Origin of the sequence: Pseudomonas sp. MN1F (assembly GCF_009391885.1) — a bacterium.
Lineage (GTDB): Bacteria > Pseudomonadota > Gammaproteobacteria > Pseudomonadales > Pseudomonadaceae > Aquipseudomonas.
In genome coordinates this window covers 238,177-251,833 of the sequence record NZ_VZII01000007.1, presented here as the reverse complement: position 1 = coordinate 251,833, position 13,657 = coordinate 238,177, and the positions used below count along the sequence as shown (strand labels likewise).

The 13,657-nt window shown below is 62.3% G+C and carries 13 protein-coding genes; 10 read left to right on the top strand and 3 right to left on the bottom strand.

Annotation, left to right across the window (positions count from 1 at the left end; all coding sequences use genetic code 11):
- The first annotated feature begins 4 nt into the window (after positions 1-4).
- The 5 genes from F6X59_RS04045 (at position 5) to groL (ending at position 4,602) form a co-directional block, all read left to right on the top strand.
- Positions 5-1,012, top strand: coding sequence for a DUF481 domain-containing protein (locus F6X59_RS04045; protein WP_152954750.1), 1,008 nt, complete (start codon positions 5-7; stop codon positions 1,010-1,012).
- 91 nt (positions 1,013-1,103) lie between these two features.
- On the top strand, positions 1,104-1,835 hold the full coding sequence (locus F6X59_RS04040; protein ID WP_372240292.1) for a HugZ family protein: 732 nt from the start codon (positions 1,104-1,106) through the stop codon (positions 1,833-1,835).
- Between the two features lie 67 nt (positions 1,836-1,902).
- Positions 1,903-2,364 carry an FxsA family protein gene (locus F6X59_RS04035; protein ID WP_152954748.1) on the top strand — a complete coding sequence of 154 codons (462 nt, stop codon included), beginning with the start codon at positions 1,903-1,905 and terminating at the stop codon, positions 2,362-2,364.
- Between the two features lie 251 nt (positions 2,365-2,615).
- Positions 2,616-2,909 (top strand): co-chaperone GroES, encoded by a 294-nt coding sequence (locus tag F6X59_RS04030; RefSeq protein WP_152954746.1) that lies wholly within the window; start codon positions 2,616-2,618, stop codon positions 2,907-2,909.
- A gap of 49 nt (positions 2,910-2,958) precedes the next feature.
- Positions 2,959-4,602 carry a chaperonin GroEL gene (gene groL / locus F6X59_RS04025; protein WP_152954744.1) on the top strand — a complete coding sequence of 548 codons (1,644 nt, stop codon included), beginning with the start codon at positions 2,959-2,961 and terminating at the stop codon, positions 4,600-4,602.
- A gap of 71 nt (positions 4,603-4,673) precedes the next feature.
- On the opposite strand, the gene F6X59_RS04020 is transcribed toward groL, so the two are convergent.
- On the bottom strand, positions 4,674-5,402 hold the full coding sequence (locus F6X59_RS04020) for a phosphatase PAP2 family protein (RefSeq protein WP_152954742.1): 729 nt from the start codon (positions 5,400-5,402) through the stop codon (positions 4,674-4,676).
- A gap of 180 nt (positions 5,403-5,582) precedes the next feature.
- Here F6X59_RS04020 and colR point away from each other — a divergent pair, with 180 nt between their 5' ends.
- From colR to F6X59_RS03995, 5 genes are all read left to right on the top strand, one after another.
- Positions 5,583-6,266, top strand: a complete 684-nt coding sequence (colR, locus tag F6X59_RS04015; RefSeq protein WP_003255215.1) for a two-component system response regulator ColR — start codon at positions 5,583-5,585, stop codon at positions 6,264-6,266.
- A complete protein-coding gene (locus F6X59_RS04010; RefSeq protein ID WP_152954740.1) occupies positions 6,256-7,557 on the top strand; it encodes a HAMP domain-containing sensor histidine kinase in 1,302 nt (433 codons plus the stop codon). Before colR ends, F6X59_RS04010 begins: the two co-directional genes overlap by 11 nt.
- A 107-nt stretch (positions 7,558-7,664) precedes the next feature.
- A complete protein-coding gene (locus F6X59_RS04005) occupies positions 7,665-8,345 on the top strand; it encodes a class I SAM-dependent methyltransferase (RefSeq protein WP_152954738.1) in 681 nt (226 codons plus the stop codon).
- A gap of 6 nt (positions 8,346-8,351) precedes the next feature.
- Entirely contained in the window at positions 8,352-9,053 is a 702-nt protein-coding gene (locus F6X59_RS04000) for a lipopolysaccharide kinase InaA family protein (protein WP_152954735.1), read from the top strand.
- Positions 9,050-9,271 (top strand): hypothetical protein, encoded by a 222-nt coding sequence (locus F6X59_RS03995; RefSeq protein WP_152954733.1) that lies wholly within the window; start codon positions 9,050-9,052, stop codon positions 9,269-9,271. Before F6X59_RS04000 ends, F6X59_RS03995 begins: the two co-directional genes overlap by 4 nt.
- Before the next feature lie 61 nt (positions 9,272-9,332).
- Here the strand turns inward: F6X59_RS03995 and F6X59_RS03990 are convergent, their stop codons facing one another.
- Entirely contained in the window at positions 9,333-12,377 is a 3,045-nt protein-coding gene (locus F6X59_RS03990) for a multidrug efflux RND transporter permease subunit (RefSeq protein ID WP_152954731.1), read from the bottom strand.
- A 13-nt stretch (positions 12,378-12,390) separates the two neighbouring features.
- A complete protein-coding gene (locus F6X59_RS03985; protein ID WP_152954728.1) occupies positions 12,391-13,539 on the bottom strand; it encodes an efflux RND transporter periplasmic adaptor subunit in 1,149 nt (382 codons plus the stop codon).
- Between the last annotated feature and the right edge of the window lie 118 nt (positions 13,540-13,657).

Sequence of the window (13,657 nt, the reverse complement as noted above, 5' to 3'; positions counted from 1 at the left end):
GCTTATGTATTCTAGATCCTTGCTTTGCCTGTTGACCGCCCTGAGTGCCGCCCCGGCGTTCGCCGACACCGTGTGGATGAAGAACGGCGATCGGCTCAGCGGCAAGATCCGTGTATTCGACGGTGGCAAGTTGCTGCTGGAAACCCCGTATGGCGGCTCGATCTCGCTGGACTGGAAACAGGTCCAGACCCTGGAAAGCGACCAGGAACTGCTAGTCAAGCAGGACGCCTACAGCGGCGAAAAGGCCAAGTCGCTCAAGGCCGCCGAGCCGGGCAAGGTGACTCTGGCCAATGGCGATGCGCCAAAGACGGTCGACCTGGCCAGTGTCCAGCAGATCATGAAGCCCAAACCGTTGGTTGAGGACTTCATCTGGAAGGGCAATGTCGACGTGGCCATGGACTACAAGCGCGCCGAGACCGACAGCGACGACTACGACATCGACTTCAAGACCACCGCCCGCCACGGCCGCTGGCGGCACAATGCCGAAGGCGAGTACAACCGCGAATCCAAGGACGACGTCACCACCACCGACAACTGGAGCGCCGAGTACGCGCTCGACCGCTTCATCACCGAGAAGTGGTTCTGGCAGGGGCGCATGGAGTACAAGCGCGACCGCATCGAAGACCTGTCCCGCCAGCGCACGGTCGGTACCGGCCCTGGCTACCAGTTCTGGGACGATGAGCTGGGCGCGTTCTCGCTGGGCTCGCTGATCAACCGTACCGACTTCGAATACCAGGACGGTGCCAAGGACAACTTCTACTCGGCGGCGGTGAAGTGGGACTACACCCGCTACCTGATCGGCAAGAACGTCCAGCTGTTCACCAATGGCGAGTTCGCCAAACCGCTGGGTGGCGTAGCCGACTACGCGCTGGATGCCGAGGTGGGGCTGCGCTACAAGGTCACCGAATGGGCCTCGCTCAACCTCAAGGCGGAGAAGGACATCATCACCGGAACGCGGGACAGCGACCTGGACAAGACCCGTTACACCGCCGGCTTCGGTGTGACCTGGTAGATCGCCGGGGCCGCATAGCGGCCCCATTGGCACTGGATCTGATAATGCTTATCTTGTCACCCATCCAGTTCGCATCCAGGAGCCGCCTTCAGTGAGTACCAACGCCATCCGCCCCGCCCGGGAACTGCTGCTCAAGGAATACCGCGGCGTACTTTCGACCCATTCCAAATCCATGCCCGGCTTCCCGTTCGGTTCGGTGGTGCCGTACTGCCTGGATGCCGAGGGCAACCCGCTGATCCTGATCAGCCGCATCGCCCAGCACACCCACAACCTGCTCAAGGACCCCAAGTGCTCGCTGCTGGTGGGTGAGCGTGAGGCCGAGGACGTGCAGGCCGTCGGCCGCCTGACGGTCATGGCCGAGGCGCACAAGCTGGTCGAGGAGGCCACCATCGAGGCGGCGGCCGAGCGCTACTACCGCTTCTTCCCCGATGCCGCCAACTACCACAAGGCCCATGATTTCGACTTCTGGGTCTTGCAGCCGGTGCGCCATCGCTACATCGGCGGTTTCGGTGCGATCCACTGGCTCGACCAGGTAACCCTGGCCAATCCCTTTGCGGGCAAGGCCGAGTCGAGCATGATCGAGCACATGAACAGCGACCATGCCAATGCCATCGCCCATTACGTCGACCTGAGCGACCTGCCGCGTAGCGTACCGGCGCAGATGGTCGGCATCGACAGCGAAGGCATGCACCTGCGCATCGGCCAAGGCATCTACTGGTTGCCTTTCCCAGCTCCTTGCAACACGCCGACACAAGTCCGCGAAGCCCTGGTTCTGCTGGCGCGCGCCGACCAATGGCCGACTGCGACTGAAGTCGAGGCTTGAAATCCTGAGCGCACGCATCCATCTGTAGGTCTTACAGGAAGGGTCTCTTCCGACGAGGAATGCTTTGATGCGTGCTTTTCTACTGCTGTTTCTACTGTTTCCGGTGCTGGAGCTGTTCGTCTTCGTCAAGGTTGCTGGCGCCATCGGTTTCTTCCCGGCGTTGCTGCTGATCATCGCCGGTTCCGCCCTGGGTGTGCTGGTGGTCCGTGTGGCGGGCCTCGCCACGGCCTTGCGTGCCCGTGAAAGCCTGCAGCGTGGCGAACTGCCCGCCGAGGACATGTTCCAGGGCCTGATGCTGGCCGTGGGTGGCGGTTTGCTGCTGCTGCCAGGCTTCATCAGTGACGTGCTGGGCCTGCTGTGCCTGCTGCCGTTCACCCGCCATCTGGCGGCGCGCAAGATGCGCGAACGCGCTGAAGCCCAGACCCTGCGCCAGCGCGCGTTCCAGGACGACCCGTTCCAGGCGCAGCCGCGTGATAGCGGCCATCGCCCGAACGTGATCGAAGGCGAGTACGAGCGCCGCGACAAATAGTCAGACCTGTAACCCCCGGGGCCGCACAAGCGGCCCCGGTCTTTTTCAACCGGCTGAAAAATTTTGCATATCAAGCCTTGTAATTGAATATGGCGGCCTCATGTATGTGGTCACCGCAAGGTTTCTGGTGGCAACACCAGTCATGACACAGGTGGTTCGCCCTTTGCGGGCCACCCCCGGCAACGCCGGATTGCATTAACCCGCCGGTTTCGTACCGGCCGATGAAAACCACTATTTGGGAGAGATCGACAATGAAGCTTCGTCCTCTGCATGACCGCGTAGTCATCCGTCGCAGCGAAGAAGAATCGAAAACCGCTGGCGGTATCGTCCTGCCGGGTTCGGCCGCTGAAAAACCAAACCGCGGCGAAGTCGTTGCTGTTGGCACCGGTCGCGTTCTGGAAAACGGCGAAGTCCGTGCGCTGGCCGTTAAAGTCGGTGACAAAGTGGTTTTCGGCCCTTACTCGGGCAGCAACACCGTGAAAGTCGATGGCGAAGACCTGCTGGTCATGGCCGAGAACGAAATCCTCGCCGTTGTAGAAGGCTGATTTTCCCCGACTTCCCGTTACTCCAAAGATTTTCAAGGATTAAACGATCATGGCTGCTAAAGACGTAAAATTCGGCGATTCCGCTCGTAAGAAAATGCTGGTTGGTGTCAACGTTCTGGCTGACGCGGTAAAAGCGACCCTCGGCCCGAAAGGCCGTAACGTGGTGCTGGCCAAGAGCTTCGGCGCTCCGACCATCACCAAGGACGGCGTTTCCGTCGCCAAAGAAATCGAGCTGAAAGACGCCTTCGAAAACATGGGCGCCCAGCTGGTCAAGGAAGTTGCTTCCAAGGCCAACGACGCTGCCGGTGACGGCACCACCACCGCTACCGTTCTGGCTCAGGCCATCGTCAACGAAGGCCTGAAAGCCGTCGCTGCCGGCATGAACCCGATGGACCTGAAGCGCGGCATCGACAAGGCCACCGCCGCCGTTGTCGCCGAGCTGAAGAACCTGTCCAAGCCATGCGCCGACTCCAAGGCCATCGCCCAGGTAGGCACCATCTCCGCCAACTCCGACAGCTCCATCGGTGAAATCATCGCCGAAGCCATGGAAAAAGTCGGTAAAGAAGGCGTGATCACCGTTGAAGAAGGCTCGGGCCTGGAAAACGAACTGTCCGTCGTAGAAGGCATGCAGTTCGACCGTGGCTACCTGTCGCCGTACTTCATCAACAAGCCAGACACCATGGTAGCCGAGCTGGAAGGCCCGCTGCTGCTGCTGGTTGACAAGAAAATCTCCAACATCCGTGAGCTGCTGCCAGTTCTGGAAGCCGTTGCCAAGGCCGGTCGCCCACTGCTGATCGTTGCCGAAGACGTTGAAGGCGAAGCCCTGGCTACCCTGGTGGTCAACAACATGCGCGGCATCGTCAAGGTTGCTGCGGTCAAGGCACCGGGCTTCGGCGACCGCCGCAAGGCCATGCTGCAGGACATCGCCGTCCTGACCGGCGGCCAGGTCATCTCCGAAGAAATCGGCCTGACCCTGGAAACCACCACCCTGGAGCACCTGGGTAACGCCAAGCGCGTCATCCTGTCCAAGGAAAACACCACCATCATCGACGGTGCTGGCGTTGACGCCGACATCGAAGCACGCGTCAAGCAGATCCGTGCCCAGATCGAAGAAACCTCTTCGGACTACGACCGTGAGAAGCTGCAAGAGCGTCTGGCCAAGCTGGCTGGCGGTGTTGCCGTGATCAAGGTCGGTGCTGGCACCGAAGTTGAAATGAAAGAGAAGAAAGCCCGCGTTGAAGACGCCCTGCACGCTACCCGTGCAGCCGTCGAAGAAGGCGTGGTGCCTGGCGGTGGTGTGGCCCTGGTTCGCGCCCTGGCTGCCATCGTTGACCTCAAAGGCGACAACGAAGACCAGAACGTCGGTATCGCCCTGCTGCGTCGCGCTGTTGAATCTCCGCTGCGCCAGATCACTGCCAACGCCGGCGACGAGCCAAGCGTTGTTGCTGACAAGGTCAAGCAAGGTTCGGGCAACTTCGGCTACAACGCCGCTACCGGCGAATACGGCGACATGATCGAGATGGGTATCCTCGACCCAGCCAAGGTCACTCGTTCGGCTCTGCAAGCCGCAGCTTCGATCGGCGGTCTGATGATCACCACCGAAGCCATGATTGCTGATGCCCCGAGCGAAGCTCCAGCTGGCGGCGGCATGCCAGACATGGGCGGCATGGGTGGCATGGGCGGCATGATGTAAGCCAGCCTTACCCCCTGCACCAAGAAAAAGCCCCGCCTAGTGCGGGGCTTTTTCGTTTAGCAGCCACTCTATCAGGCGACGCGCTGCTCGACGGCTGACGCCTCGACGATGCCCTTGCGATACAGCACCAGGTAATACGAGCCCAGGCCGATCAACCAGCAGAACACCGCCGTCCACAGGTTATGTGACAGGAAGTGCGCGCCCTGCAGCATCCGCCCCAGCCCCAGCGCCGAGCCGGCCACCAGGGCCACCGCGAACGCCACCCGCGCCAGCTTCGGCCGGCGGTCACGCAGCATGAAGAACAGGCCGAACAGGCAGAACCCGGTGGCCGCATGCCCGCCCGGCCAGCACAGCCCCGGCTTGTCGGTGGCCGGGCGATGCTGGAGCAGTTCGCTGTAGGTTTCCTTGCCGCCGAACTGGGTCAGGCTCCACGGGCATTGCACCTGGGTCACCTTCTTCAACGGCGTGACGAAGGCCGTCGACAGCCCCAGCGCCAGCACCAGGCAACCCAGCTCGCGGCGCCAGCCGAACAGGCGCTTCCAGAAGAAGCTCGAGGCGAACGCACCCAGCGAAATCAGCCCGAGCAGGATCACGCCTTGCTTGACCCGGTCATGCATGACGGTTTCCAGCAGGTAACTGTGACGGCCGATGAACTGCCCGGCGGCGGGGTCGAAGAACAGGTTGGCGACGTCCATGTCGACCGAGGTCAGTTCCAGCAGGAGCAGGGCCGCAGCGACAGCCAGTGGAATGCCCAGGTACAGCCAGAGGTTGATCGGACGCGGACGAGTGCGTTGTTGCATGACGACTCCAGGGGGTAAAAAGACCGGGCATTGTCGTGCGCCCGCTATCCTCTGTCCGTGAAGGATCAGTGAAAAAACTGTCAAGTTCGCTGAATTTGCCCTGGGGCTGGCACAGTACCGGCGATGGCCTTAAGCTGCGCCTGCCGCGCACCCTAGCGAAGCGCCGCACAGGAGAACCCGATGCGTATTCTTTTGGTTGAAGACAACCGCGATATTCTTGCCAACCTTGCCGATTACCTGGGCATGAAAGGCTACACCGTCGACTGCGCCCAGGACGGCCTCTCGGGCCTGCACCTGGCCGCCACCGAGCATTACGACCTGATCGTGCTCGACATCATGCTGCCCGGTATCGATGGCTATACCCTGTGCAAGCGCCTGCGCGAGGATGCCCGCCGTGATACCCCGGTGATCATGCTCACGGCCCGCGACCAACTGGACGATCGCCTGCAGGGCTTCCGCTCCGGTGCCGATGATTACCTGCTCAAACCCTTTGCCCTGTCTGAATTGGCCGCGCGCATCGAAGCGGTGCTGCGCCGGGCTCAGGGCGGCGGGCGCCGCACCCTGCAGGTCGCGGACCTGAGCTACGACCTCGATACCCTCGAAGTGACCCGCCAGGGCCGCCTGCTCAAACTCAACCCGGTCGGCCTCAAGCTGCTGGCCGTACTGATGCAGAAAAGCCCGCACGTGCTGCGCCGCGAAGTGCTGGAAGAAGCCCTGTGGGGCGATGACTGCCCCGACAGCGACAGCCTGCGCAGCCATGTGCACCAGCTGCGCCAGGTGATCGACAAACCGTTCGAAAAACCCCTGCTGCATACCGTCCATGGCGTCGGCTATCGCCTCGCCGAGGGCCGCGATGGAGTTTAAGCAAAGCCTTGCCCAGCGCATCATCATCGCCTTTGCGTTGATGAGCGCGCTGGTGGCCGGCGCCTTCGCCTTCGGTATCGTCGCCACCGTGCACCTGGTCGAGGAGCGCCTGATTTCATCGGTGCTCGGTGGCGACCTGCAGCGCCTGCTGCGCATGGACAGCGTCAGTGACTGGAGCCACCGGCCACGGCCTGACCAGCTGTTCTACTTCAGTGGCGGGCGCGATGATTTCGAGCTGCCCAAGGACCTGCGCCACCTCGATGTCGGCTTCCATGAGGTGTTTCGCGACCAGCTGTCCTACCACGCGATGGTCGAGATCGTCGACGGTCGACGCTATGTGCTGCTGCAGGACCAGAGCGACTTCGAAGAGCGCGAGCGCGTGCTGTTTGCCGTTGTGGTGGTGGGCTTCGTGCTCAGCCTGGTGCTGGCGGTGGTGCTTGGCTGGCTGCTGGCGCGCAGGGTGATGGCACCGGTCATCCGCCTGGCGCGACAGGTTCGTCATCGCGATCAGTTGCTTGGCCTGGCGCCACCGCTGGCACCGGACTACGCGGCCGATGAGGTCGGCCAGTTGGCGGTGGCGTTCGACGACACCCTGGGCCGGCTGCGCGATGCGCTGACCCGCGAACGCTTGTTCACCAGCGATGTCAGCCATGAGCTGCGTACACCGCTGATGGTGCTGGCCACCTCGTGCGAACTGCTGATGGAAAACCCCAATCTGGATACCCGCGCGCGCAGCCAGGTGGAACGCATCGCCCGTGCCACGGAAGAGATGCGCGAGCTGGTCAAGACCTTCCTGATGCTCGCCCGCGCCCAGCGCGACCAGGGTGCGGTGGCATCCCAGGCAACCCTGCGCGAAGTCGCCGACGACCTGGTCGGGGTGTGGCGCGATACCATCGAGCAGAAGGGCCTGGCACTCTATTTCGATGGCCAGGCCAGTGCAGGCCCATTGCTGTACAACGCCACCTTCCTGCACTCGGTGATGGGCAACTTGCTGCGCAACGCTGCGCATTACACCGATAGCGGTTACATCCGCCTGAGCCTGGAGCTCAACGGTTTCAGTGTCGAAGACAGTGGCGTGGGTATCCCGGAGGAGAAGCGCGAGGCGATGTTCCAGCCCTTCGTGCGTGGCGAGGAGCGGCGTGGCGAGGGCCTGGGCCTGGGCCTGTCGCTGGTGCAGCGGATCTGCGATGACCAGGGCTGGCGGGTGACACTGACTTCGACGGCACCGCATGGCTGTCGCTTCCAGGTAGACCTGAGCCAGAGCGCGGAGAAGACCGATCCCACTCAGTAATAAGATGAAACATTCCTGCAGTTTGATGACATTATTTTCACATTGGCATGACCTGTTTCCTACGATTTGTTACCTAAGGTATGCGCATTGGAGACAGGAGCCACTCGATGCGCAGCCCGATCAAACTCGAATTTTCCGAGAAGTACGACCAGCAACATGCCAAGGAGTACTTCCTCAAACACCAGGATGGGCTGGCTCGACGCCTGTCCCACCAGCGTGACGAGCAACTGGCCCGTCGTGCCTTGGCGTTGGCCGGAGAACCGGGTCTGGTCCTCGACCTGCCCTGCGGCGCAGGCCGTTTCTGGCCGCTGCTGGCGGAAAAGCCGAACCGGGTAATCATCGGTGCCGACAATTCTGAAGCGATGATCCAGACCGCCTGTGCCGCCCAACCGCCAGAAGTGGTGGCGCGGGTACGGCCTTTGCAGACATCTGCTTTCGCGATCGATTTGCCGGATAATTCGGTCGACAGCATCTTCTGCATGCGGCTGTTCCACCATATTGGCGAAGCGGCTCACCGCAAGACCATTCTTGACGAGTTTCAAAGGGTTAGCCGTGACAGTGTAATCCTGTCATTGTGGGTGGACGGTAACTTCAAGGCCTGGCGCCGCCAGAAACTCGAGAAAAAGCGCAGTGCCAAGGCCGAACAGGGCAGCTATCAGAACCGTTTCGTGTTACCAGCAGAAACGGTCGAAGCAGAATTCAAGGCCGCCGGCTTCAGAATCCAGGAACACCTCGACTTCCTGCCGTTCTATGCCATGTGGCGGGTATATGTATTGCGTAAGGGGTAGTGTTTGATGGCTGTAGCCCAAAATGGGGAGTCGCGGTTCGATTATTACTGGCGCCAGCAGGGCGAATGGGTCGAGGAACCCAACCAGCGGCGCGGTGGTGAAAGTGGTGTGCAACGGCTGAGCGATGGCAACGGCAAGGTGCTGTATGCCAAGCGTCAGGTCGGCCACATCTATCGCAGCCTGTTGCACCCATTCGGCAGGCCGACCGTATTGCGCGAGCTCGATGCACTGAACAGCTTCGAGCAACTGGGTGTGCGTGTGCCGCGCATCGTGTTTTGTGGTGCCGAGCGTGATCCCGAGCACCAATGGCGCGCGTTGCTGGTCAGCGAGGCGCTGGATGGCTTTGTCGAGCTCGACACGTGGCACGCCGAAGGCGCGCGCGAGCGCTATCCACAAGTCGTGCATGAACGCATGCTCAAGGACCTGGCCGACAACCTGGCGCGCATGCACCTGGGGCATTGGCAGCATGGCTGCCTGTATGGCAAGCACGTCTTTATCAAGGTCATCGGCGAGGGTGAGCAGGCCCGTGTCGAGGTAGCACTCCTGGACCTGGAAAAGTGCCGACGACGCATCAGCTGTCAGCGCGCTGCGGGTAACGACCTGCGCCAGCTGCGCCGCCACTCGTCGCTAAATGACACGGAATGGCAAACGCTGCTCTATTTTTACCAGATGGCGTTTGGCAGCGCTGTCAAAGGGTTAGGGCGATGAAACTAGAAATAGCTCGAGCTTTGTTCCTGGTGGCTGGGTTGGCTGTGACCACGGCGGCGGTAGCTGCCTGGGAAGAGCCGCGGCCTGTGGTATTCAGCAAGGCAGGCCAGTGTGCGGTGCCGCATGAGGTCAAGGCACAGCAGAACAAGGCCGAACCGGACCAGGACCTGCTGTTGTTCCTCTTCGGCATGCGCCAGGGGCTACGGCCGTTTGGCTGATACAGCTTGAGCAAGATGAAGGCCTCGCAAACGCGAGGCCTTTGTTTTTGGGATAGTCTGATCAGGCTGCAACCGTTTCCTTGGCAGCCGATTTGTGTGCCAGCAAGGTGTAGATGCACGGCAGCACGAACAGGGTAAACAAGGTCCCGATCGACATCCCGGTGGCAATCACCGTGCCGATATCAAACCGGCTCACCGCGCCGGCCCCGGTCGCCAGGATCAGCGGCACCATGCCGAACACCATCGCCGCCGTGGTCATCAGCACCGGCCGCAGGCGAATGGCGGCCGCTTCCTCGATGGCCTGGCGCGCGCTCAAGCCCTTTTCCTCGCGCAACTGGTTGGCGAACTCGACGATCAGGATGCCGTGCTTGCTGATCAGGCCGATCAGCGTCACCAGCCCTACCTGGGTGTAGATGTTCATGCTGGAAATGCCCAGGAACAGCGGTAGCAGCGCGCCACAGATCGACAAGGGCACGGTCACCAGAATCACCAGCGGGTCGCGGAAGCTTTCGAATTGCGCGGCCAGTACCAGGAAGATGATCGCCAGTGCCAGGCCGAAGGTCACCCACAGGGCGCTGCCCTCTTGCACGTATTGGCGCGCCGTCCCGGCATAGTCGAAGGCAAAGCCCTCCGGTGCTTCTTCCCGGGCGATGTCGCGCACCGTCTGCAACGCCTCGCCGATACTGACCATCGGCACCCCCTGGATGATCGCCGAGTTCAGCTGCTGGAACTGGTTGAGCTGGCGGGGGCGGGCGCGGTCACTGAGGGTGATCAGTGTCGACAAGGGCAGCAGCTGCCCTTGCTCGTTCTTCACGTAGTAGTTGTTCAGCCAGCCGGCGTTGTCCCGATAGGGCCGCTCGACCTGGGCAATCACCTTGTAGCTGCGGCCCTCGAGGGTGAAACGGTTGATTTCGGCCTCGCCCAGCAAGGTGGCCAGGGTGCTGCCCAGCGTATCCATGGACACGCCCATCTGCGCCGCCTTGGCCCGGTCGATGTCGACGACCACCTCGGGTTTGTCGAACGCGAGGTCGATGTCGAGGAAGGCGAACTTGCCCGATTCCTGTGCCCGTTTCTTGACCCGCTGAGCGACTTCCAGCAGGGCAGGGTAGTCACCCGCAGTGTTGATCACGAACTGGAACGGCAGGCCTTCGCCGGTACCCGGCAGCGACGGCAGGTTGAAACCGAAGATCTGCAGCCCGGCTACCTGCTCCAGCTTGGCCTGCACCAGCGGTAGCAGCTCCATCTGCGTGCGCTGGCGTTCGTTCCAGGGCTTGAGCAGGAAGCCACCGATGCCGCTCTGTACGCCGTTGAAACCGTTGATCTGGAACGACGAGTAGTACTCGGGGAAGCGCTTGAACAGCGGCGTGAACTGGTCGGTGTAGGCGTTCAGGTAGTCGAGGTTGGCCGGCTGTGGCGAGCTGCTCATCATGAAGATCACACCCTGGTCCTCGTTGGGTGCCAGCTCGTTCTGGGTGAACTTGAGCAGCACCGGGATCAGGCACAGGATGATCACGGCGAACACCAGCACCACCGGGCGGCTGTCGAGGGTGGCGTGCAGCAGGCGCTGGTAACGCACCTTGAGGCCTTCGAACAGCACGTCGAGCCGATGGGCCAGGCCGCTGGGGTTCTGCTCCTGGCGCAGCAGCAGGGCGCACATCATCGGCGACAGGGTCAGGGCGACGATCCCGGATATCACCACTGCCCCGGCCAAGGTCAGGGCGAATTCCTTGAACAGTGCACCGGTAAGCCCGGTAAGAAAACCGATGGGGGCGTATACCGCCGCGAGGGTGATGGTCATCGACACCACCGGCATGGCGATTTCCCGCGCGCCTTCCAGGGCCGCATCGAAGGGTGACTTGCCTTCCTCCATGTGCCGGTGAATGTTCTCCACCACCACGATGGCATCGTCCACCACCAGGCCGATGGCCAGCACCATCGCCAGCAGCGTCAGCAGGTTCAGCGAGTAGCCCATCATCTGCATGAAGAACAGCACGCCGATCATCGACAGCGGAATGGTCACCACCGGGATCAGTACCGAGCGCAGGGCACCAAGGAACAGGAACACCACCACGATGACGATCAGCACCGCTTCGCCGAGGGTCTTGATCACTTCGTCGATGGAGGCCTGGATGAACAGCGTGGCGTCGTAGGCGATCGATACCTTCAGCGCCGACGGCAGCTGGCTTTCCAGCTCGGGCATGATGCGCCGCACTTCCTTGATCACGTCCAGCGGGTTGGCCGCCGGGGTGGCCTTGATGCCGATGTAGACCGATGGCGTGCCATCGAACGAGCTGACCGTGTCGTAGTTTTCCGCGCCCATCTCCACGCGCGCCACGTCACCCAGCAGCACGCGGCTGTCACCGGACACCTTGAGCGGCAGCGCAGCAAAGGCTTCGGCCGATTTCAGCTCGGTGCTGGCGTTGATGCTGGTGACGACGTACTCGCCTTTTACTTCACCGGCAGCGGAGAGGAAGTTGTAGCGGCGCACGGCATCCGTGACGTCGGTGGCCGACAGGCCGAAACCTGCCAGCTTCACCGGGTCGATCCAGATGCGCATGGCGAACACCTGGTTGCCGAGGATTTCCGCCTCGGCCATGCCTGGCAAGGTAGCAAGCTTGGGCTGGATCACCCGCGACAGGTAATCGGTGATCTGCGGGTTGCTCATCTCCTTGCTGTAGAAGCTGATGTACATCAGTGCCGAGGCGTCGGCGGCCTCTTTGCTCAGGACCGGGTCTTCGGCGTTCTGCGGCAGCTGGTTGCGCACCTCGTTGGCCTTGGCCAGCAGCTCGGTGAACAGACGGTCGCTGTCGGCGCCGACGCGCGCGTAGATGGAAATCACCGAGAAGTTCTGGCGGCTGACCGAGGTCATGTAGTCGATGCCTTCGGCACTGGCCAGGCTCTGTTGCAGCGGCTGGGTGATGTAGCCCTGGATGGTCTCGGCGTTGGCCCCGGGGTAGGCGGTGGTCACCGTGATCAGGGCGTTTTCCATTTTCGGGTATTGGCGGATCTGCAGCTTGTTCCAGGCCTGGAAGCCGAGCAGCAGGATCAGCAGGCTGACCACGCTGGCCAGCACCGGGCGGCGGATGAACGGGTCGGTGAACGCCATGCCTGCCTCCTGCTCAGTCGGTGCGCGGGGCGCCCTGTTCGGGTTTGAGCGCGCTGTCCTGGCCAATGCGGATGGCCGCACCCGGCGTCAGCTTGAGCTGCCCGGCGGTGACCACCTGCTCCCCGGCCTTGAGGCCCTTGCTGACCACCACCACGCCATCGCGGCGCTCGCCGGTCTGTACGGTGCGCTGTTCGGCGCTGAGCTGCGGCTGGCCCTGATCGTCGTTTTCCGGGTTGCCGTCCTTGTCCTTCTTCGGCGTGGCGACGTACACCGAGTTGCCGTAGAGGGTGTAGGTAATGGCACTTTCCGGCACGACCACCTGGGGCTGCGGGTCGGGTAGCAGGATCAGCAGGTTGGCGAACATGCCTGGCAGCAGCTTGTCGTCCGGGTTGGCCAGGGTCGCGCGCACCAGCAGGTTGCGCGTGTTCTCATCGACCTTGGGGTTGATCGCGCTGAGGCTGGCCGGGAAGGTCTGGCCGGGGTAGGCGGCCACCTGCACCAGCACCTGCTGGCCCAGGCTCAGGTGCGGCAATGCCTGTTCCGGGACGTTGAAGTCGACGTACAGGCTGGACAGGTCCTGCAAGGTGGCGATCACCGTGCCGGCGGCCAGGTACTGGCCGATGTCCACCTGGCGAATGCCGATGGTGCCACTGAACGGCGCGTTGATGCTTTTCTTGATTTTCTGCGCCTTGAGCTGTTCGACCACTGCCTGATTGCGCCGGTACTGGGAGGACAGGCGGTCGAACTCGCCGCGGGAGATGGCGGCATCGCCGACCAGCTGGCTGCCGCGACCGAAGTCGACCTTGGCCAGCCCCAGGTCGGCCTGGGCAGTGCCGAGCAGGGCGGTTTCCTGGTCGTCGTTGAGCTGCAGCAGCGGTTGCCCGGCTTTGACCTTCTGCCCGGAGTCGAAGTACAAGGCTTTGACGATGCCTTCCACTTCCAGGCTCAGCTCAACGCCTTGCAGGGCCTTGAGGCTGCCGACGGCAGGCAGGCGTTCTTGCCACAGGCGTTGTTCGGCCGGGGCGGCCGCAACGGTGATGGGCGGCCTGGGCGCGGAGAACATCTGGATCTGCTGGTAGATCGAGAAGCCCTTGTAGCCCCCCAGGGCCAGCACGATCAACAGAACGACAGCCAACATGATGAGCATGCGGCGGCGTAGCATAAGTCCGGTTCCTTGGATGCGTGATTGTTATTCGTTCAGACACGACAACGGGCGATCCTGCCCACGTGTGGATCAGAGAAGTATTGCAGAAGGGGGAGAGGATTGCCTGAGCCGGCCT